The sequence below is a fragment of the Frigidibacter oleivorans genome, from assembly GCF_003993775.1.
GTDB classification, from domain to species: Bacteria; Pseudomonadota; Alphaproteobacteria; order Rhodobacterales; family Rhodobacteraceae; genus Frigidibacter; species Frigidibacter oleivorans.
Map to the genome: position 1 here is coordinate 87,327 of NZ_RJRZ01000001.1, position 20,014 is coordinate 107,340.

Below are 20,014 nucleotides of genomic sequence, written 5' to 3' on the forward strand. Positions count from 1 at the left end.
CCATGATGGCGCGCCTTGGGGGAAAGATCATGCGCAAGTTCCTCGTCATCCTCGACGATACCCGTGAATGCCTGAACGCGATGCGGTTCGCCGCCATGCGTGCCGCCCATTCCGGCGGCGGCGTGATCGTGCTGAGCGTCATCCCGCCCGACGAGAACCAGCCCTGGATGGGCGTGGCCGAGATCATGCGCGCCGAGGCCCGCGAGCGGATCGAGGCGCATTTCGAGGTCTTCGCGAAGTGGATGCGCGACCGGCAGGGGGTGAATCCCGAACTGCGCATCCGCGAGGGCGACCCCGCCACGCAGATACTCGAGGCGATCCGCGAGGATCCGGAGATCGGCATCCTCGTGCTGGGCGCGGGCACCGACAAGTCCGGGCCCGGCCCGCTGGTCAGCCAGATGACACGGCAGGCGGGCAGCCTGCCCTGCCCGATGACCATCGTCCCGGGCGACCTGTCCAAGGAACGGCTGGAATCGATTACCTGAGGCCGGCCGGGGGTGCGCCCCCGGCCGCGCCCGGTGTCAGCGGATCTGGGTGTTGCTGATCTTCACCCCCCGCGCCTGCAGGCGGTCGACGAGGTTGGCCGCCACCCCGCCTTGGTCCGGGTCCTGCATCCCCGATCCGTAGATGTCGTTCGCGATGCCGAGCCCCAGCGGCACCCCGCCGATGGGCAGGTCGGCATCGGTGACGCCCGCCGGCCGCGGCGCCGTCCAGACATTGCTGTAGGCCGCGGGCGGCGCGCCCGCGCCCGGGGCCACATCCGCCGGTGCGAAGGCATCGAAGGACCAGTGCACGCCCAGATAGATGCGGCTGATCGCGTTCTCGTAGATCGCCTGCCACAAGGACGGGAAGTGGCGGTTGACCAAGGTGCGCACCAGTCCCGGCTGATCCTCCAGCGGCTGGCCCGGATCATGCGGCTGGTGCAGGTCGCGCGAGATGCCGTTCAGTTCCTCGGACACGAAGCTGAAGGCGATGTCGTCCACCTCGCCCGCAAAGCTGGCCTTGCCCTTGTCGCGATAGTAGAGCCGCGCGATGTGAAAGCAGGCCGCGCCGAAGGTCGCGTGACCCGAGGGATAGGCCGGGAACGGCGGCTTGAAGGACAGCTTGTTGGTATTGGTCTCGGGCGCGCCGAGCGGCAGCCAGAACGGGTCGGCCATCGCCGGCATGGCGGCATGGCCCGCCGCCGGTTCGCCGATGGTGTGATGTTCGCGCACGCCCGACAGCGGCCGCCACAGTTCAAAGCGGTATTTCTCGCGCCAGGCGTATTTGCCGGCATCGGCCATCGCGACATTGGCCAGCGCGAAGACGCGGACCAGTTCGATATGCTGGTCCATCGCGGCCATGCCCGCCGCCTTGTCCCAGGCGATTACCCGCAGGATCTGGTTGTAAAGCCGAGGCGGCGTGCCGATCAGGTTGGCGCCGTCATAGGCCCAGTAGAGCGCGGCCACCGTCTGGTCGGGCGTCCGCGTCGTCGTCGCCCGGCCCGCGGCACCGCCGACGGCGACCACCTCGGCCACCGCCGCGTCATAGGCCGCGCCCTTCGGCCAGTCGGCAATCCGGTGCCCGTCGGGATCGGTGACGGCGAAGTCGCGCACCGTCTGCCCGTAATAGGGCCCGTGATAGATCCGGCGCGCCCGCTGCCCGCGGGCCGGGTCATCGGGATCGACCGGCGCCAGCCGCACCGGGTTCAGCGGCTCGTCGCGGAAGTAGAAGGGGCCGGACCGCGGCTCGTACCGCCCCGCATCGGCGCCGATCTCGCCCGGCGCGACCGCCAGCTTGCCGAGGATCACGCGGGCCACCGCCACGCCATAGCGATAGGCGGGCAGCAGCGTGTCGATATGCGGGGCATGATCGGCGATCAGCCGCGACAGGGCGCTGGTCAGCGTGTCGCGCGCCAGCACCGAGATGCCCGCACCGCCCCCGCCATAGAGATGGTCGAGCACGGTCACCGCCGCACCGGTCAGGGCGATATTGGCATTGGCCAGCGTCCTCAACGCCGCCGGCACCGGCGCGGGCAGGCCCACATCGGCCGGCCGCGGCCAGTCCGCCGGCCGCAGCCAGGGATCGGGGTCCGAGGCGGCAGGCTTGCCCAGCACGATGAAGAAGGCGTCATGCATCGCCAGATGCAGCAGCCCCAGCGCGCGGGAACTCATCGTCGGGCCGGTTTGCGGCCCGCCGAGCGAATGGGTGATCCGGTTCAGTTCGAGACCGGCATGATTCCAGTAGAGAACCGGGATGGCGTTCAGGCCATCCGGCTCCGAAACCTTCGGAAGCACGAGCATTTGGGGAAACTCCGCAGAAAAGCGACAGGAAATGAAAAGACTTCAGGAAAGGCGGTCGTCAGCGGCGTGAAATCGCCGTGCCGGGCACCCTAGCCGATGCCTGCCCCTGCGTCACCGATTCTCAACCACAGGATGTATACTGAACCCCGCCCGTCGCGCCCTTCGCGCCCCCTGTCCGCGCGGGCCGCATGCCCCGCGCCTTGACAGCGGGGGGTCCGGCCCGCATATCCATGGCCTCACCCCGGAGGCCGCCATGTTCATCCAGACCGAGTCCACGCCCAACCCCGCGACGCTGAAATTCCTGCCCGGGCAATCGGTGCTGGAGATGGGCACCGCCGATTTCCCCTCGGCCGACACGGCGGAAGCCTCGCCCCTCGCGCGGCGCATCTTCGCGGTCAGCGGCGTGGCGGGTGTGTTCTTCGGCACCGATTTCGTCACCGTCACCAAGACCGACGCGGTGGCATGGGAACATGTGAAGCCCGCGATCCTCGGCGCGATCATGGAACATTTCCAGTCGGGCGCCCCGGTGATGGAGGGCGCGGGCGCGGCGGCGGCCGCCGGCGGTCATGCGGCGCATGACGGCCCGGACGGCGAGATCGTCAAGCAGATCAAGGACCTTCTCGATACCCGCGTCCGGCCCGCGGTGGCGCAGGATGGCGGGGACATCACCTTCCACGGCTTCGACCGCGGCGTGGTCTACCTGCACATGCAAGGCGCCTGCGCGGGCTGCCCCTCCTCGACCCTGACGCTGAAAATGGGGATCGAGAACCTGCTGCGCCATTACATCCCCGAGGTGATCGAGGTGCGGCCGGTGGCCGCCTGACGGTCGCCCGTTCCGCATGCCCGACAGATACGTCCTGGCCTTCGACACATCGGCCGCGCATTGCGCGGCCGCTTTGCTGTGCGGCGACCGCCCCGTCGAGGCGCGGCGCGAGGAGATGGCGAAGGGACAGGCGGAACGGCTGATGCCGCTTCTGGCCGAGACGCTGGCGGCGGCGGGGATCGGCTGGCGCGACCTGTCGGGGATCGGCGTCGGCATCGGTCCCGGCAATTTCACCGGCATCCGCATCGCCGTCGCGGCGGCGCGCGGGCTGGCACTGGCGCTCGGCATTCCGGCGGCAGGCATCGGCACGCTGGAGGCGCTGGCCGAGGGCCTGCCCGGGCCGCTGGTCGCCCTCGAGGATGCCCGGCGCGAGGAGCTTTATGCCCAGGGCTTCGGCACCGGCCCGGCGGAACCGCGGATGCTGCCGCTGGCGGAGCTGGCACAGACCCTGCCGGCGGGGATGGCGGTGACGGGCGGCGCGGCGGGGCTGCTGCTGGCGGTGCGGCCGGACCTGCGGCTGCTGCCCCCGGCCCTGCCGCTGGCCGAAGCGATGGCGCGGATCGCGGCGCGGCGGATCGGGCAGGGTGCGGTGCCCCGCCCCGCGCCGCTGTACCTGCGGATGGCCGATGCCGCACCGGCCGCCGACCCGCCGCCGCGGATCCTGCCGTGACCCCCGCACCCGCCCCGGCAGGGTTTCGCCCCGGCGATCCCGACCGGCTGGCGCGCCTGCACGCGGCCGCTTTCACCATCCCCCGCCCCTGGACGGCGACGGAGATCGCGGAAACCCTGGCCGGTCCGGGCGCCTTTCTGGTCGAGGCGGCGGCGGGCTTCCTGATCGGCAGGGCACTGGCGGGCGAGGCGGAACTGCTGACGCTGGCCGTGGCCCCCGAGGCGCGGCGGCAGGGAATCGGCGGGCAGCTGGTGGCGGGCTTCCTGCGCGACGGCGCCGCCCGGCGGGCCGAGCGCGCCTTTCTCGAGGTGGCGGTGGACAACGAGGCAGCGCAGGCGCTGTACCTGCGCGCAGGCTTCGCCGAGGCGGGGCGGCGGCGCGGCTATTACGCAGCGCCCGACGGCGGCCGGGTCGACGCGCTGGTGATGACGCGGCAGATCGACGGCGCGGCGGGTTGAGCCCGTCCGCCGCCGCTGCCGCCGGAGGGCAGCACACAGGGGCGCGAGGCGGGCGGGAGGCCCACAATCGCTATTGACCCCTTGCGGCCTTCGCGCCCTAATCCCGGTCAGGTTCCGCCAACGAGACCCCGGACGCACCGCAGCACCGCGAGGCGCGTCCGCCACAACCGGGAGACATGCATGAGCCTTTCCAGATACTTCCTCGGCGCGGCCGCGACGCTGGCCCTGTCGGCCGGCGCGACCTTCGCCGATCCGGCGCTGATCTTCGATCTCGGCGGCAAGTTCGACAAGTCGTTCAACGAGGCGGCCTTCGCCGGGGCGGAACGCTGGAAGGCGGAAACCGGCGGCAGCTATCGCGAGCTGGAGATGCAGTCCGAGGCGCAGCGCGAACAGGCGCTGCGGCGTCTGGCTGAATCCGGATCGAACCCGATCGTGATGACCGGCTTTGCCTTCGGCGACGTGCTGAACAGCGTCGCCCCCGACTATCCCGACACCAAGTTCGCGATCATCGACATGGTGGTGGAACAGCCCAACGTGAAATCGGTGGTCTTCACCGAGGAACAGGGGTCCTACCTGGTCGGCATGATGGCGGCGATGGCGTCGGAGTCGGGCACTGTCGGCTTCATCGGCGGCATGGACATCCCGCTGATCCGCAAGTTCGCCTGCGGCTATGCGCAGGGCGTGAAGGCCGCGAACCCCGACGCGACCGTGCTGTCGAACATGACCGGCACGACGCCGGCCGCGTGGAACGACCCGGTCAAGGGCGGCGAACTGGCCAAGGGCCAGATCAGCCAGGGCGCGGACGTGATCTATGCCGCGGCGGGCGGCACCGGCATCGGCGTGCTGCAGGCCGCCGCCGACGAGGATGTCCTGTCGATCGGCGTGGACAGCAACCAGAACCACCTGCATCCGGGCAAGGTGCTGACCTCGATGCTGAAGCGGGTGGACAATGCCGTCTATGACGCCTTCATGGCCGGCGAGGATCTGGAACCCGGGATCGCGGTCATGGACCTCGGCTCCGAAGGCGTGGGCTATGCGCTGGACGAGAACAACGCGAGCCTCGTCACCGACGAGATGAAGGCGGCGGTGGACGAGGCGGCGGCGAAGATCGCCTCGGGCGAGATCACCGTGCACGACTACATGTCGGACGAAACCTGCCCCGCCCTTTCGTTCTGAATGGTGGCCGGCGCGCAGTCGGGGCGGCAGACCGCCGCGCCCGGGACCGATACGGGGGCCGGCGCGGCGATCGCGCCGGCCATCGAACTTGTGGGCATCTCCAAGGCCTTCGGGCCGGTGCAGGCCAACCGCGACATCAGCATGCGGGTGATGCCCGGCACCATCCACGGCATCATCGGCGAGAATGGCGCGGGCAAGTCCACGCTGATGTCGATCCTCTACGGCTTCTACAGGGCCGACGCGGGCGAGGTGCGGATCGGCGGCCGGCCCGTCGCCATCCCCGACAGCCAGGCCGCGATCCGCGCGGGCATCGGCATGGTGTTCCAGCATTTCAAGCTGGTGCCGAACTTCACCGTTCTGGAAAACGTCGTGCTGGGGGCCGAGGAAGGCGCGCTGCTGCGCCCCTCGCTGGCCAAGGCGCGGGCCAGCCTGCGGGACCTCGCACAGGAATATGAACTGGACGTCGATCCCGATGCGGTGGTCGAGGATCTGTCGGTGGGCCACCAGCAGCGGGTGGAAATCCTCAAGGCGCTGTACCGGCAGGCCGACATCCTGATCCTCGACGAGCCGACGGGGGTGCTGACCCCGTCCGAGGCGGATCACCTGTTCCGCATCCTGCGCGGGCTGAAGGCGCAGGGAAAGACCGTGATCCTGATCACCCACAAGCTGCGCGAGATCATGGAGATCACCGACACCGTCAGCGTGATGCGGCGGGGCGAGATGACGGCGACGGTCGAAACCGCCGGCAGCAGCCCCGAGGAACTGGCCGAGCTGATGGTCGGGCGCAAGGTGCTGCTGCATGTGCCGAAGGCGCCGGCGACCCCGGGCGCGACCGTGCTGAAGGTCGAGGATCTGCGCGTCACGGACGCCGATGGCGTCGAGCGTCTGAAGGGCATCGACCTGGAGATCCGGGCGGGCGAGATCCTGGGGATCGCCGGGGTGGCGGGCAACGGCCAGTCCGAATTGCTGAAGGTGCTGGGCGGGTTCGAGAAGGCCACCGGCCGCGTCACGCTGAACGGGCATCCGCTGGACCTGTCCGGCGACCGGCTGGCGCAGTCGCGCCGCGCGGCGGGCATCGCGCATGTGCCCGAGGACCGGCATCACCTCGGCCTGATCCTCGACTTCGCGGCGTGGGAGAATGTGGCCTTCGGCTATCACCACGCGCCGGAATATCAGGCGAACGCGCTGCTGATGGACAATGCCGCCCTGATCCGTGACACGGCGGGCAAGATGGAACGCTTCGACGTGCGCCCGCCGATCCCGACGCTGGCCGCGAAGAGCTTTTCCGGCGGCAACCAGCAGAAGATCGTGCTGGCGCGGGAAATCGAGCGCAATCCCGACCTGCTGCTGGTCGGCCAGCCGACGCGCGGGGTCGATATCGGCGCGATCGAGTTCATCCACAAGCGGATCGTGGAACTGCGCGATGCGGGCAAGGCGGTGCTGCTGGTCAGCGTCGAACTGGACGAGATCCTGTCACTGTCCGACCGGATCGCGGTGATGTTCGACGGGCGGATCATGGGCGAACGGCTGCCCGACCGGACCGACGAGCGCGAACTTGGGCTTCTGATGGCCGGGGTGGCGGAGTGATGCAGAGACTTCCCGTCTGGGCCGATGTGGTTCTGGTCCCGATCCTCAGCCTGCTGGCGGCCTTCCTGATCTCGGCGCTGGTGATCCTCGGCATCGGCGGCAACCCGGTCGAGGCGCTGCAGGTCATGGTCACCGGCGCGCTCGGGTCGGCCTATGGCTGGGGCTACACGCTCTATTACGCCACCAACTTCATGTTCACCGGGCTGGCCGTGGCCGTGGCCTTCCGCGCGAGCCTGTTCAACATCGGCGGCGAGGGGCAGGCGATGCTGGGCGGGCTCGGCGTGGCGCTGGTCTGCCTTGCGGTGGACTGGCCGCACTGGGCGCTGGCCCTGCCCGCCGCGATGCTGGGCGGCGCGGTCTTCGGCGCGGCATGGGCGGCGATCCCGGCTTGGCTGCAGGCAAAGCGCGGCAGCCATATCGTGATCACCACGATCATGTTCAACTTCATCGCCGCCTCGGTGCTGGTCTATCTGCTGGTCAACGTCCTGCGCCCGCCGGGCAGCATGGACCCCGCCACCGCCCGTTTCCCCGAAGGGGCGGGCCTGCCGACGCTGCATGACATTCCGGGCCTCGGCGGCATCTTCGACCGCAACACCCCGGCCAACATCACGCTGTTCCTCGCGCTCGCCTGCGTCGGTCTGGTCTGGCTGCTCCTGTTCCGCAGCCGGCTGGGATACGAGATCCGGGCCTTCGGCAAGTCGGAACCCGCAGCCGTCTATGCCGGCATCTCGCCCGTCCGCATCACCATGATCGCCATGCTGATTTCGGGCGGGCTGTCCGGGCTGATGGCGGTCAACAACGTGATGGGCGAGGCGGAACGGCTGGTCCTGAATTCGGTCGAAGGTGCGGGCTTCATCGGCATCGCCGTGGCGCTGATGGGCCGCAACCATCCGGTGGGCGTGATGTTCGCGGCGCTGCTGTTCGGGTTCCTCTATCAGGGCGGGGCGGAACTGGGCCTGTGGACGACGATCCCGCTGGAACTGCGCACCGTGGTGCAGGCGCTGGTGATCCTGTTCACCGGCGCGCTCGACACGATGATGCGCATGGGGGTGGAACGGGTCTTCGCCCTGTTCGCAAGGAGGGCCGCGTGATGGATTTCGGAACGCTGCTGCAGATCCTCGATTCCACCGTCCGGCTGGGGGTGCCGCTGCTGCTGGCCTGCCTCGCCGGGCTGTATTCGGAACGCGCCGGCGTCTTCGACATCGGGCTGGAAGGCAAGATGCTGATGGCGGCGATGCTGTCGGGCGCGGCGGCCTTCGTCACCGGCTCGGTCTGGCTGGGCTGCCTTGCCGGGATCGGCGGCTCGCTGGTGCTGGCCGCGATCCACGGCGCGGCGGCGATCACCTTCCGCGGCAACCAGCTGATTTCCGGCGTGGCGATCAACTTCCTCGCCTCGGGCCTGACGGTGCTGATGGCGCAGTCCTGGTTCGGGCAGGGCGGGCGCACCCCGGCGCTGGACGGCGGCGCGCGGTTTCAGGCGCTGACCCTGCCCCTGGCCGACACGCTGCGCCCGGTGCCCGTGCTGGGGCCGGTCTATGCCGACCTGATTTCCGGCCATACGGCGCTGGTCTACCTCGCCTTCGCGGCGGTGCCGGTGACGTGGTGGGTGCTGTACCGCACCCGGTTCGGCCTGCGGCTGCGGGCGGTGGGCGAAAACCCCGGCGCGGTGGATACGGCGGGCATCTCCGTCACCCGGCTGCGCTATACCGCCGTTGCGATCACCGGCCTGCTGTCGGGGCTGGCGGGCGCCTACATGGCCACCGCGCTGCAGGCGGGCTTCGGCAAGGAGATGACGGCGGGCCGCGGCTATATCGCGCTTGCGGCGCTGATCTTCGCCAAGTGGCGGCCCTGGGGCGCGCTGTGGGCCTGCCTGCTGTTCGGCTTCTTCCAGGCGATCGCGCTGCGCCCCGACGTGGTCGAGGCGATCGTGCGGGTGAAGGTGCCTGTGCCGGCGCTGGACGCCCTGCCCTATGTGCTGACCGTCTTCATCCTCGCCGGCTTCATCGGCAAGGCGATCCCGCCCCGCGCCGGGGGCGAGCCCTATGTGAAGGAGCGCTGAGATGACCGAGGCCGCCGGGGCGCTGGCCGCCCGCATCCGCGACATCGCGGGACCGGAGCCGGTGGAGGTGGGGATGGTGCTGGGCTCGGGCCTCGGCCATCTGGCGGCGGCGGTCGAAGGCGTGGCGATCCCCTATGCCGACCTGCCGGGCTTTCCCCATGCCGGCGTCTCGGGGCACAGCGCGACGCTGGCCATCGGCCGGATGGAGGGGCGGCGCGTCGCCATCTTCGGCGGGCGCGAACATTACTACGAACGCGGCCGGGCCGATGCGATGCGCCTGCCGCTGACGGTTCTGAAGGGGCTGGGCGCCGACCGGCTGATCCTGACCAATGCCGCCGGGTCGCTGGTGCCGGAGGTGCCGCCGGGCGGGCTGATGCTGCTGGCCGATCACATCAACTTTTCGGGCCTGAACCCGCTGATCGGCGAGCCGACGGATGCGCGCTTCGTGCCGATGACGGCGGCACATGACCCGGACCTGCGCGCCGCCTTGCGCGCCGCCGCGGCGGCCGAGGGCATCGCGCTGGCCGAGGGCGTCTATGCCTGGTATTCCGGCCCCTCCTTCGAGACGCCGGCCGAGATCCGGGCGATCCGCCGGCTGGGGGCCGATGCGGTGGGCATGTCGACGGTGCCGGAGGTAATTCTCGCGCGGTTCCTGGGGCTGAAGGTCGCCGCGATTTCGGTCATCACCAACATGGGCGCGGGCCTGTCCGACGAGGCGATCAGCCACGACCATACCAAGGCGATGGCCCCCCTCGGCGCGGCCAAGCTGGAACGGGTGCTGCGGCGCTGGCTGCGGGAGGCGGGCGAGGCGCAAACGCGCTAAGCCGATAGGATTAATCGTGTATTTGACACCGGCCCGGGGCTCGTCCATGTGCAGTCGCAGCAACGACTCACCCGTCGCCTCTCTGGAACCCTGTCGCCCCCGATGCAGATCTACCTGCCCATCGCCGAGATCTCGGTCGGCCTTTTTGCCCTGCTCGGCGTCGGCGGACTCGTGGGGTTCCTGTCGGGGATGTTCGGGGTCGGCGGCGGCTTCCTGATCACGCCGCTGCTGTTCTTCCTGGGCGTGCCGCCCACGGTCGCGGTGGCGACGGGCGCGAACCAGGTCGTGGCCTCCTCCGTCTCGGCGGTGCTGAGCCATATCCGCCGGCGCACCGTCGATTTCCGTATGGGATGGGTGCTGCTCGCCGGCGGCCTGATCGGGTCGAGCCTCGGGATCTTCGTGTTCAACCTGCTGTCCCGGCTGGGGCAGATCGACCTTGCCGTGCAGCTGAGCTACGTGCTGTTCCTCGGGCTGGTCGGGCTGATCATGTTCCAGGAATCGATGCGCGCGATCCTGCGCAGCCGCAGCCAGCCCGGCAAGGTGCCGAAGCGGCATCAGCATCTGTGGGTGCATCGCTGGCCGCTGAAGATGAAGTTCCGCGCCTCGGGCCTGTATATCAGCGTCATCCCGCCGCTGATGGTGGGGGCGCTGGTGGGGGTGCTGGCCGCGGTGATGGGCGTCGGCGGCGGCTTCATCATGGTGCCGGCGATGATCTACCTGCTGGGGATGCCCACCAAGGTCGTGGTGGGAACCTCGCTGTTCCAGATCATCTTCGTTTCCGCCTACACGACGATGATGCATGCCATCACCAACGGCACGGTCGACATCATGCTGGCCCTCGCGCTGATCGTGGGGGGCGTGATCGGCGCGCAGTTCGGGGCGCAGGCGGGCGCACGGCTGAAGGCGGAACAGGTGCGCATCCTGCTGGCGCTGATCGTGCTGGGGGTGGCGGCGACGCTGGCCACGGGGCTGCTGCTGCGGCCGGACGAGCTGTATTCCATATCGAGCGAGGGGCACGCATGATCCGGCGCATCCTTGCCCCGCTGCTGGCGCTGGCGCTGCTGGCGCCGCCCCTGCCGGCGCAGGAACCGGCGGGCGAGACCATCGTCGCCGGCCTGAGCCAGACCCGCATCGCCATCACCACCAGCTTTTCCGGCTCGGACGTGCTGGTCTTCGGCGCCGTCCGGCGCGAGGCGCCGATCCCGGACGGCCCCCTGCAGGTCATCGTCACGCTGGAAGGCCCGGCCGAACAGGTCACGGTCCGCCGGAAGGAACGCGTCGCCGGCATCTGGATCAACACCGACGCGGTCGAGATCGACCGCGCCCCGTCCTTCTACTCCGTCGCCTCCTCCGTGCCGCTGCGCGAGGCGCTGACCGATACCGAGGATCTGCGCTATTCGATCTCGATCCCCCGGGCGATCCGCTCGGTCGGCGCGGTGATCGAGGGCGCGCCGACCTTCGTCGAGGCGCTGATCCGCATCCGCGAGGAGGAGGCGCATTACGTCGACGAGCCGGCGGGGGCAGAGATCGCCGAGGACACGCTGTTCCGCGCGCAGTTCCGCATGCCGGCCGACCTGACCGAAGGCACCTATCTGACGCGCATCTTCCTGACCCGCGACGGGCGGGTGGTCGACAGCCACGAAACCGCGATCGACGTGCGCAAGGAGGGGCTGGAACGCTGGCTATTCGCCCTGTCGCGCGAACAGCCGCCGCTCTACGGCCTGCTGTCGTTGTTCATCGCCGTGGCGCTCGGCTGGGCGGCCTCGGCCGGGTTCCGGTATCTGCGGCGCTGAGGCGCGCGCCCCCGGTTCAGAACGCCCTGAACGTGATCGTCGTCAGCGTCCGCGAGATGCCGGGGATGTCGAACAGCCGGTCGTTCAGCCAGCGGCCCGCATCCTCCTCTTCGGGGATGTAGACCTTGGCGATCAGGTCGTATTCGCCCGAGGTCGAGAACAGCTCGCTCGCCACCTCGCGGTCATAGATCGCGTCGGCCACCTCATAGGTCCTGCCGGGATGGCAGCGGAACTGGACGAAGACGCAGCGCATCGGGGTTCTCCTTCTTCGGACGCGGCCAGCCTAGCGGGCAGCGGGCGCGACCGGAAGGGCCGCGCTGGACAGGCGGGCGCGGCCGGTCTAGGCAGCGGTCATGCAGGCCCTGCCCCTTTACCTCGCTGCCGCGCTGGCGGAAATCGCCGGCTGCTTCGCCGTGTGGTCGGTGCTGCGGCTGGACCGCTCGCCCCTGTGGCTGCTGCCCGGGCTGGCGGCGCTGGCGGTCTTTGCCACGCTTCTGGCCTTCAGCCCGGCGGATGCGGCGGGGCGGGCCTATGCGGCCTATGGCGGCATCTACATCGCCGCCTCGCTGGCCTGGCTGCGGCTGGTCGAGGGGCGGCAGCCCGACCTGTGGGATCTGGCCGGAACCGCGCTGTGCCTGATCGGCGCAGCGCTGATCCTGTGGGGGCCGCGCGGCTAGCCCTCCTCGTCGCGCAGCATTTCCAGCGGCGCGGCGGCCTTGGGCAGATCGTCCACCGTCAGCGGCACTGCCGGGCGGGACATGCGGTTGCGCACCACCCAGAACAGCCGCTGTTCCGCGCGGGTGATCGCCACATAGGCCAGCCGCTTCCACAGCGGGATCCCGGCCTCGCTGCGCCCGGCCCGGTAGGCGGCATAGAGGTCGGGGGCGAAGACCTGCACGTTTTCCCATTGCGAGCCCTGCGCCTTGTGGATCGTCACCGCCGCGCCGTGCAGGAAGGCCGCGCCCATCCGCGCGGCATAGGGAATGAAGGGCTCTTCCTCGTCCGGCATCTCGATCTTGATGATCGAGGCGGCGCTGACCTGCGGCTCCTCGGCGCCGATCACATGGATACGGCTGAAGCCCGGCTTGCGCCCGGGGCCGAGCCAGATCACCTGCGCGCCCTTGATCAGGCCCCGCGCCTCGAGGTCGATGCGCTTCTTGCGGTGCTTCAGCGGCAGTTCGATCCCGTCGCAGATCAGCGGCTCGCCCGGCAGCAGCGCGTCGGCCGGCGCACCGTAGGCACCGCGGAAGGCATGGATCAGCCGGATCCGCGTCTGGTTGCGCCAGACCAGCACCGGCGAGCGGGCCATCAGCCCGGTTTCCACCCGTTCCGCCCAGACCACGCGCGGGTCGCGCCGCGCCGCATCCTCCACCATCCGCTCGAACCGCTCGAAGGTCAGGCTGTCATCGGCCAGCGCATGGGCGAGGTCGAGGATCGGGTTGTCCTCGGTCTGGCGGTGGATGCGGTGCAGTTCCAGCCGCTGGCCCTCGGGCAGCCGGTCGAAGGCCATGGCGCCCGACTGGTTCACCGGGGCCAGCTGCGCCGGGTCGCCGAACATCACCAGCGTCGGGAAGATCTCTTTCAGGTCGTCGAACTGCCGGTCGTCCAGCATCGAGCTTTCGTCGATGAAGCCGATGTCGAGCGGGTCTTCGCGCCGCTTCCAGCCGAGGATGAAATCCGATCCGCGCAGCCCCGCCGCCGCCAGCGCGCCGGGGATCGACTTCATCTGGTCGTAGAAGGCCTTCGCCCGGTCCAGCGCCGCCTCGGTCAGGCCCTCGATCGTCGGCCGGTCGCCATTGCCGGCCAGCCATTCGGCGATGCGTTCGTATTCCGGGTCATAGACCGGGGTGTAGAGAATCCGGTGGATCGTGGTCGCCGGCACGCCGCGGTTGCGCAGCACGCTCGCCGCCTTGTTGGTGGGCGCGAGGATCGCCAGCGTCCGCCGCTCCTTGCGCCGCCGGCCCTCGTAATCGCCCGAGATCACGTCGACCCCGGCCTCCTGCAGCGCCTTCGCCAGTTGCGACAGAAGCAGGGTCTTGCCCGATCCCGCCTTGCCGACCACCGCCATCACCCGGTTCGGTCCGTCGCCCGGCGGCTCGGTGTCGCCATCGGCGATGTCGATGCCTGCCTCGGCCAGCACCTCGGCCAGCCGGTCCCAGGCCTCGGCCTGATCGTCGGAGAAGATGGGGGCAGGCAGGCTCATGGGCCGGGACCATAGTGCGGCAGGCGAGCGGCCGGAAGGGCGGAAGAACGTCAGCCCTGCAGCGGATAGCGCGCCAGTTCCTCATAGACCGGCCCGTCGCGGTGCAGCGAGGACTGCCACAGGGCGAAATCCCGCACCGGCACCGGATCGAGCCGCACCGCGCCCTCGGCGGCAAGGAAAGCCTGCAGCCGCACCTGCTCGCCGCCCCCCGGCCGCCGGCGGCCGAAGCGCGCCAGCGTCACATGCGGGCGGAACCGCTGGCGCGGCAGCGCGATCCCCGCGCGGCGCACCGCCGCCTCGACCCGGGCATGCAGCTGCACCAGCGGCGGCGACGGATCCGCCGCAATCCAGATCAAAGCGGGCGCCGCGCCCCCCGGCCCGCCGAGCCCCGCCAGCGTCAGGTCGAAACCCGGCGCGCGCAGGCCGGACAGGTCGTCATGCAGATCCTCCAGCACCGCGGGCGGCTGATCGTCGAGAAAGGCCAGCGTCAGGTGCAGGTTTTCCTCCGCCACGGGCCGCCCCACCGGCAGGCGGGCCTGCAGGTCGGCCAGCGCCGCGCGGGCGCTGTCGGGCAGGGCGATGGCGATGAAGGCGCGCATGGAAAGGCATTCTGCCCGCCCCGGCCCGCAGCACAAGCCGGATCGCCCCGGTCCCTGCAGCCGATCCAGTTATCCCGGGGGTGCGGGGGCTGGCCCCCGCCGCGACGCGGCCAGCCCGTGCCGCCCGTGGCGGAAGCGCGCCAGATGGACGCGACACGGGGCTTGCGCTATCAGGCCCGGGCAGACAGCGAAGGAGCGCGCCCCATGTCCGGCCACGGCAATCCGATCCCGATGACCGCCCGCAGGTCCGGTCCGCTGACCGGCGTGGCCGAGGTGCCGGGCGACAAGTCGATCAGCCACCGGGCACTGATCCTGGGCGCGCTGGCCGTGGGCGAGACCGAGGTGACAGGGCTGCTGGAAGGTCAGGACGTGCTCGACACCGCCAAGGCGATGCGGGCCTTCGGCGCCACCGTCACCCGCCACGGCGACGGACACTGGACGGTGGCCGGGGTGGGCGTCGGCGGCTTTGCCGAACCCGCCGATGTGATCGACTGCGGCAATTCCGGCACCGGCGTGCGGCTGATCATGGGGGCGATGGCCACCTCGCCCCTGACCGCGACCTTCACCGGCGATGCGAGCCTGCGCAAGCGCCCCATGGGCCGCGTGACCGACCCGCTGGCGCTGTTCGGGGCGCAGGCCTATGGCCGGTCGCAGGGCCGGCTGCCGATGACCGTGGTGGGCGCGGCCGATCCAGTGCCGGTGACCTATCGCACGCCCGTGCCCTCGGCGCAGGTGAAGTCGGCGGTGCTGCTGGCCGGGCTGAACGCGCCGGGCGAGACCGTCGTGATCGAGAAGGAAGCGACGCGCGATCATTCCGAACGGATGCTGCGCGGCTTCGGCGCGGCGGTCGAGGTCGAGGATACCGCCGAGGGCCGGCTGATCCGGCTGACGGGCCAGCCCGAACTGCGGCCGCAGCGCGTGGCGGTGCCGCGCGATCCCTCCTCGGCCGCCTTCCCCGTCTGCGCCGCGCTGATCGTGCCGGGGTCGGACATCCGGGTTCCCGGCGTCAGCCAGAACCCCACGCGCAACGGGCTTTACACCACGCTGGTCGAGATGGGCGCCGACATCGTCTTCGAAAACCCGCGCGAGGAAGGCGGCGAGCCGGTCGCGGATCTCGTCGTGCGGCATTCTTCGCTGCGGGGCGTCGAGGTGCCGCCCGGACGCGCGGCCAGCATGATCGACGAATATCCGGTGCTGGCGGCGGTGGCGGCCTTTGCCGAGGGCCGCACGGTGATGCGCGGGGTGAAGGAGTTGCGGGTGAAGGAAAGCGACCGCATCGACGCGATGGCCCGCGGGCTCGAAGCCTGCGGCGTGACGGTGGAAGAGGACGAGGACACACTGATCGTGCACGGACTGGGGGCGGATGGCGTGCCGGGCGGGGCCACCTGCGCCACGCATCTGGACCACCGGATCGCCATGTCCTTCCTCGTGCTGGGGCTGGCGGCGCGGGCGCCGGTCACGGTGGATGACGGCTCGCCCATCGACACCTCCTTCCCGGTGTTCGAGACGCTGATGGCCGGTCTCGGCGCGCCCGTCGCGCGGGACTGACCCGCATGGCCGAGGCGCAGGATCATCTGGCCCTCGCGCTGGCGCTGGCGGATGCGGCCGGCGCGGCGGCGCGGCGGCACTGGTTCGCGGGCGGCAGCGTCGGCACCAAGGCGGACGGTTCGGCCCTGACCGAGGCCGACCTCGCCATCGAGCGCGACTGGCGCGACGCGATCGCCCGGGCCTGTCCCGATCACGGCATCCTCGGCGAGGAATTCGGCGCCGAGGCCACCGGCCGCAGCCATGTCTGGGTGCTGGATCCGATCGACGGCACCCGGCAGTTCGGCTGCGGGCTGGCGAACTGGGCCACGCTGATCGCGCTGTGCCGCGACGGCGTGCCGGTGCTGGGGGTGATCGACATGCCGCTGGCCGGGGCGCGTTTCGTGGGCGCGGCAGAGGGCAGCACACTGAACGGCCGGCCTATCCGCTGCCAGTCCGCCGCGACGCTGACCGGCGCGCGGATGGCGCTGGCGAACCCCGCGAGCTTCGATGCGGCGACCCGTCCCGGCCATGACGCGCTGCTGCGGCTGGCGGGGCTGACGGTGTTCGACGGCGGATCGCCCGCCATCGGCGCGCTGGCGCGGGGGCTGGCGGACCTGTGCCTGTACGGTCCCGACCTCGATGCCTTCGACATATGCGCGCTGGTGCCGGTGGTGACCGGCGCGGGCGGGCGGATCAGCGACTGGCAGGGCGGCGATCTGGGCCTGTCCTCGGCGGGCGCGGTGCTGGCCAGCGGCCATCCCGCGCTGCACGACGCGGCGCTGGCGGTGCTGAAGGGGGTGCGATGATCTTCACGGTGGCCATCGACGGGCCGGCGGCGGCCGGCAAGGGCACGATCAGCCGGGCGGTGGCCGCGGCCTTCGGCCTGCCGCATCTGGACACGGGGCTTCTGTATCGCGCGGTGGGTGCGCTGGTGGCCGAGGGCGCGGAGCCCGCCGCTGCCGCCCGCGCCCTCACCCCGGCCAATCTGGCACGCGACGATCTGCGCAGCGCGGCGGCGGGTCAGGCCGCCAGCCGCGTGGCGGCGATCCCCGAGGTGCGGGCCGCGCTGCTGGAGTTTCAGCGCCGCTTTGCCCGGGCCGAGGGCGGCGCGGTGCTGGACGGGCGCGACATCGGCACGGTCATCTGCCCCGAGGCTGAGGTGAAGCTCTATGTCACCGCCAGCCCCGAGGTGCGGGCGCGGCGGCGCTGGCTGGAACTGGGGGGCGATGCGGCACCCCTGCCCTTCGACCGGGTGCTGGCCGAGGTGCGGGAACGCGATGCCCGCGACATGGGCCGGGCGGATGCGCCGCTGCGCCCGGCGGCAGACGCGGTGATCCTCGACACGACCGAACTGACGGCGGAGGAGGCGGTGGCGCGGGCGGTGGCGCTGGTGGCGGAACGGCGCGGGTGCTGATCCGCGCGGGCTGGCCGGGGGGCGGCAGAATGCCTATCTCTGCCAGATGCGCGCCCTTCTGCTGATCCTTGCCCTGCTCGCCCCACCCGCCTCCGCGGACAGCCCGCCCGCCGGCCTGATGTGGAACCGCAGCGGCCTGCCCGCCACGCTGCCGCTGATCCTGCGGACGGATGCGGACCGCGACGCCTATCTGCGGCTGCGCGACCCGGACGGCACCGCGCGGCTCGCGGCCTTCGTGCAGGGCGGCCAGCCCTTTCGCCTGCTGGTGCCTCCGGGGGACTGGCAGGTGGATCTGGCGCTCGGGCAGGACTGGCAGGGCGAGGACGACCTGTTCGGCCCGGACACCGAGCGGCTGTCCCTGCCCGGTCCGCTGCGTTTCGCCGCCGGCGACGACCGCCGCGACGGCCACCTGATCGACCTGCGCGGCGGCGAGGTGCGGGTGTCCGACCGGGCGCTGTGCCAGACACTGCGGCTCGACCCGGAAAGCCTGCGCGAACTGACGCCGATCGAGGCGGAACGGGCCGGCATCCCACCCCGCGACCGGCGCTTTCCGACGCCGGACTATGAGGTGACGACGCGGCTTTGCGACTGACGGCGCGGTTATTTCCTTGCCCGGCCCGGCCCTCGCGACTATATCGCGCGCAGTCCGGGGCCCGGGTGCCGCAGGACGCGACGGATTCGTGACGGATCCACCGAAGGGTTTCGCGGGCCAGCGATGGACCGGAGGCCGCTTCGGCGTTTCGCGTTCCGTCCCTGCCCGGATGGCAACCAAAGACCGGCGGAGCCAACCGCATGGCCAGAAAAACGCTTGTAAAGGAACACGATCCGCATGTGCGCTAAAGCGACTATGGAAGAATTCGAAGCCCTGCTGCAGGAAAGCTTCGAGATCGACACCCCCGACGAGGGTTCGGTCGTCAAGGGCAAGGTCATCGCCATCGAGGCGGGCCAGGCCATCATCGACGTCGGCTACAAGATGGAAGGCCGCGTCGACCTGAAGGAATTCGCGAACCCCGGCGAAACGCCCGACATCACCGTCGGCGACACCGTCGAGGTCTATCTCGACCGCGTGGAGAATGCCCGCGGCGAAGCCGTCATCAGCCGCGAGAAAGCCCGCCGCGAAGAGGCATGGGACCGGCTGGAGAAGGCCTACGAGAAGGAAGAGCGCGTCGAGGGCGCCATCTTCGGCCGCGTCAAGGGCGGCTTCACCGTCGATCTGGGCGGTGCCGTGGCCTTCCTGCCCGGCTCGCAGGTCGATGTCCGCCCGGTGCGTGACGCCGGCCCGCTGATGGGCATGAAGCAGCCCTTCCAGATCCTGAAGATGGATCGCCGCCGCGGCAACATCGTGGTGTCGCGCCGCGCCATCCTGGAAGAAAGCCGCGCCGAGCAGCGCGCCGAGGTCATCGGCAAGCTCAGCGAAGGCGATGTCGTGGACGGCGTGGTGAAGAACATCACCGAATACGGCGCCTTCGTCGACCTGGGCGGCGTGGACGGCCTGCTGCACGTCACCGACATGGCCTGGCGCCGCGTCAACCACCCGAGCGAGATCCTGAACATCGGCGAGACCGTCAAGGTCCAGGTGATCAAGATCAACAAGGAAACCCACCGCATCAGCCTGGGCATGAAGCAGCTCCAGTCCGATCCGTGGGACACGGTGGAAAGCAAGTTCCCGATCGGCTCGGTCCACAAGGGCCGCGTGACCAACATCACCGACTACGGCGCCTTCGTGGAGCTGGAAGCCGGCGTCGAAGGTCTGGTCCACGTGTCGGAAATGTCCTGGACCAAGAAGAACGTCCATCCCGGCAAGATCGTCTCCACCTCGCAGGAAGTGGATGTCATGGTGCTGGAGATCGACACCGCCAAGCGCCGCGTGTCGCTGGGCCTGAAGCAGACCATGCGCAACCCGTGGGAAGTCTTCGCGGAAACGCATCCGATGGGCACCGTCATCGAGGGCGAGGTCAAGAACATCACCGAATTCGGTCTGTTCGTGGGTCTCGACAACGACATCGACGGCATGGTGCACCTGTCCGACCTCAGCTGGGAACAGCGCGGCGAGGATGCGATCCAGAACTACCGCAAGGGCGACGTGGTCAAGGCCGCCGTCACCGAGGTGGATACCGACAAGGAACGCATCTCGCTGTCGATCAAGGCGCTGGACGCCGACACCTTCTCGGACGCCGTTGACGGCGTGAAGCGCGGCTCGGTCGTCACCACGACCGTCACCGCGATCGAGGATGGCGGCATCGAGGTCGAGTACAACGGCATGAAGGCCTTCATCCGCCGGTCCGACCTGTCGCGCGACCGGTCGGAACAGCGCCCCGAGCGGTTCCAGATCGGCGACCACGTCGATGCGCGCGTGACCAATGTCGACAGCAAGACCCGCCGTCTGGGCCTGTCGATCAAGGCGCGCGAGATCGCGGAAGAGAAGGAAGCCGTCGAACAGTATGGCTCGTCCGACTCGGGCGCCTCGCTGGGCGACATCCTCGGCGCCGCGCTGAAGGGTGCGGGCGACCGCTGACCGGTTCCGCCGGACGTCATGAAAGGCCCCGCCCCGGCGGGGCCTTTTTCGTTTTGCCGCCGGTGCAGCCGATTCGGCATGGCGG

The 20,014-nt window shown here is 70.3% G+C and carries 21 protein-coding genes; 17 read left to right on the forward strand and 4 right to left on the reverse strand.

Going from position 1 to position 20,014, the window contains the following annotated elements; genetic code table 11:
- Positions 1-29 precede the first annotated feature (29 nt).
- Positions 30-485 carry a universal stress protein gene (locus EEY80_RS00450; RefSeq protein WP_126974600.1) on the forward strand — a complete coding sequence of 152 codons (456 nt, stop codon included), beginning with the start codon at positions 30-32 and terminating at the stop codon, positions 483-485.
- Between the two features lie 36 nt (positions 486-521).
- Here the strand turns inward: EEY80_RS00450 and EEY80_RS00455 are convergent, their stop codons facing one another.
- Entirely contained in the window at positions 522-2,282 is a 1,761-nt protein-coding gene (locus EEY80_RS00455) for a vanadium-dependent haloperoxidase (RefSeq protein ID WP_126974601.1), read from the reverse strand.
- A 253-nt stretch (positions 2,283-2,535) separates the two neighbouring features.
- Here EEY80_RS00455 and EEY80_RS00460 point away from each other — a divergent pair, with 253 nt between their 5' ends.
- From EEY80_RS00460 to EEY80_RS00505, 10 genes are all read left to right on the forward strand, one after another.
- Entirely contained in the window at positions 2,536-3,105 is a 570-nt protein-coding gene (locus EEY80_RS00460; protein WP_126974602.1) for a NifU family protein, read from the forward strand.
- A gap of 16 nt (positions 3,106-3,121) precedes the next feature.
- Complete coding sequence (tsaB, locus tag EEY80_RS00465) at positions 3,122-3,775, forward strand: tRNA (adenosine(37)-N6)-threonylcarbamoyltransferase complex dimerization subunit type 1 TsaB (RefSeq protein ID WP_126974603.1); 654 nt, start codon at positions 3,122-3,124, stop codon at positions 3,773-3,775.
- A complete protein-coding gene (gene rimI / locus EEY80_RS00470; protein ID WP_235829665.1) occupies positions 3,772-4,233 on the forward strand; it encodes a ribosomal protein S18-alanine N-acetyltransferase in 462 nt (153 codons plus the stop codon). The genes tsaB and rimI overlap by 4 nt, the downstream gene beginning before the upstream one ends.
- A gap of 180 nt (positions 4,234-4,413) precedes the next feature.
- The gene (locus EEY80_RS00475; RefSeq protein ID WP_126974604.1) at positions 4,414-5,409 is read left to right on the forward strand and encodes a BMP family lipoprotein; all 996 of its coding nucleotides are present in this window, start codon (positions 4,414-4,416) and stop codon (positions 5,407-5,409) included.
- Positions 5,410-6,996: an ABC transporter ATP-binding protein gene (locus tag EEY80_RS00480; RefSeq protein WP_126974605.1), complete on the forward strand. Its 1,587-nt coding sequence runs from the start codon at positions 5,410-5,412 to the stop codon at positions 6,994-6,996.
- Positions 6,996-8,087 carry an ABC transporter permease gene (locus EEY80_RS00485; RefSeq protein WP_126974606.1) on the forward strand — a complete coding sequence of 364 codons (1,092 nt, stop codon included), beginning with the start codon at positions 6,996-6,998 and terminating at the stop codon, positions 8,085-8,087. Before EEY80_RS00480 ends, EEY80_RS00485 begins: the two co-directional genes overlap by 1 nt.
- A complete protein-coding gene (locus EEY80_RS00490) occupies positions 8,087-9,055 on the forward strand; it encodes an ABC transporter permease (protein WP_126975064.1) in 969 nt (322 codons plus the stop codon). Before EEY80_RS00485 ends, EEY80_RS00490 begins: the two co-directional genes overlap by 1 nt.
- Before the next feature lies 1 nt (position 9,056).
- Positions 9,057-9,878: a purine-nucleoside phosphorylase gene (locus tag EEY80_RS00495; protein WP_126974607.1), complete on the forward strand. Its 822-nt coding sequence runs from the start codon at positions 9,057-9,059 to the stop codon at positions 9,876-9,878.
- Between the two features lie 102 nt (positions 9,879-9,980).
- Positions 9,981-10,901, forward strand: coding sequence for a sulfite exporter TauE/SafE family protein (locus EEY80_RS00500; RefSeq protein ID WP_126974608.1), 921 nt, complete (start codon positions 9,981-9,983; stop codon positions 10,899-10,901).
- Complete coding sequence (locus tag EEY80_RS00505; protein WP_126974609.1) at positions 10,898-11,671, forward strand: TIGR02186 family protein; 774 nt, start codon at positions 10,898-10,900, stop codon at positions 11,669-11,671. Before EEY80_RS00500 ends, EEY80_RS00505 begins: the two co-directional genes overlap by 4 nt.
- Before the next feature lie 16 nt (positions 11,672-11,687).
- Here the strand turns inward: EEY80_RS00505 and EEY80_RS00510 are convergent, their stop codons facing one another.
- On the reverse strand, positions 11,688-11,924 hold the full coding sequence (locus EEY80_RS00510; protein WP_126974610.1) for an Lrp/AsnC family transcriptional regulator: 237 nt from the start codon (positions 11,922-11,924) through the stop codon (positions 11,688-11,690).
- A 100-nt stretch (positions 11,925-12,024) separates the two neighbouring features.
- Between EEY80_RS00510 and EEY80_RS00515 the strand changes: the two genes are divergently transcribed.
- The gene (locus EEY80_RS00515; RefSeq protein ID WP_126974611.1) at positions 12,025-12,348 is read left to right on the forward strand and encodes a YnfA family protein; all 324 of its coding nucleotides are present in this window, start codon (positions 12,025-12,027) and stop codon (positions 12,346-12,348) included.
- Here the strand turns inward: EEY80_RS00515 and EEY80_RS00520 are convergent.
- Together EEY80_RS00520 and thpR are read right to left on the reverse strand one after the other, a co-directional pair.
- Positions 12,345-13,874 (reverse strand): ATP-dependent DNA helicase, encoded by a 1,530-nt coding sequence (locus EEY80_RS00520; RefSeq protein ID WP_126974612.1) that lies wholly within the window; start codon positions 13,872-13,874, stop codon positions 12,345-12,347. The genes EEY80_RS00515 and EEY80_RS00520 overlap by 4 nt on opposite strands.
- Before the next feature lie 50 nt (positions 13,875-13,924).
- A complete protein-coding gene (thpR, locus tag EEY80_RS00525; protein WP_126974613.1) occupies positions 13,925-14,473 on the reverse strand; it encodes an RNA 2',3'-cyclic phosphodiesterase in 549 nt (182 codons plus the stop codon).
- 204 nt (positions 14,474-14,677) lie between these two features.
- Between thpR and aroA the strand changes: the two genes are divergently transcribed.
- From aroA to rpsA, 5 genes are all read left to right on the forward strand, one after another.
- Entirely contained in the window at positions 14,678-16,021 is a 1,344-nt protein-coding gene (aroA, locus tag EEY80_RS00530) for a 3-phosphoshikimate 1-carboxyvinyltransferase (RefSeq protein ID WP_126974614.1), read from the forward strand.
- Between the two features lie 5 nt (positions 16,022-16,026).
- Positions 16,027-16,806, forward strand: a complete 780-nt coding sequence (locus EEY80_RS00535; RefSeq protein WP_126974615.1) for an inositol monophosphatase family protein — start codon at positions 16,027-16,029, stop codon at positions 16,804-16,806.
- Positions 16,803-17,414, forward strand: a complete 612-nt coding sequence (locus EEY80_RS00540; RefSeq protein WP_126974616.1) for a (d)CMP kinase — start codon at positions 16,803-16,805, stop codon at positions 17,412-17,414. Before EEY80_RS00535 ends, EEY80_RS00540 begins: the two co-directional genes overlap by 4 nt.
- 46 nt (positions 17,415-17,460) lie before the next feature.
- Complete coding sequence (locus EEY80_RS00545) at positions 17,461-18,006, forward strand: hypothetical protein (protein ID WP_126974617.1); 546 nt, start codon at positions 17,461-17,463, stop codon at positions 18,004-18,006.
- A gap of 237 nt (positions 18,007-18,243) precedes the next feature.
- Entirely contained in the window at positions 18,244-19,929 is a 1,686-nt protein-coding gene (gene rpsA, locus EEY80_RS00550; protein ID WP_126974618.1) for a 30S ribosomal protein S1, read from the forward strand.
- The last annotated feature ends 85 nt before the right edge of the window (positions 19,930-20,014 follow it).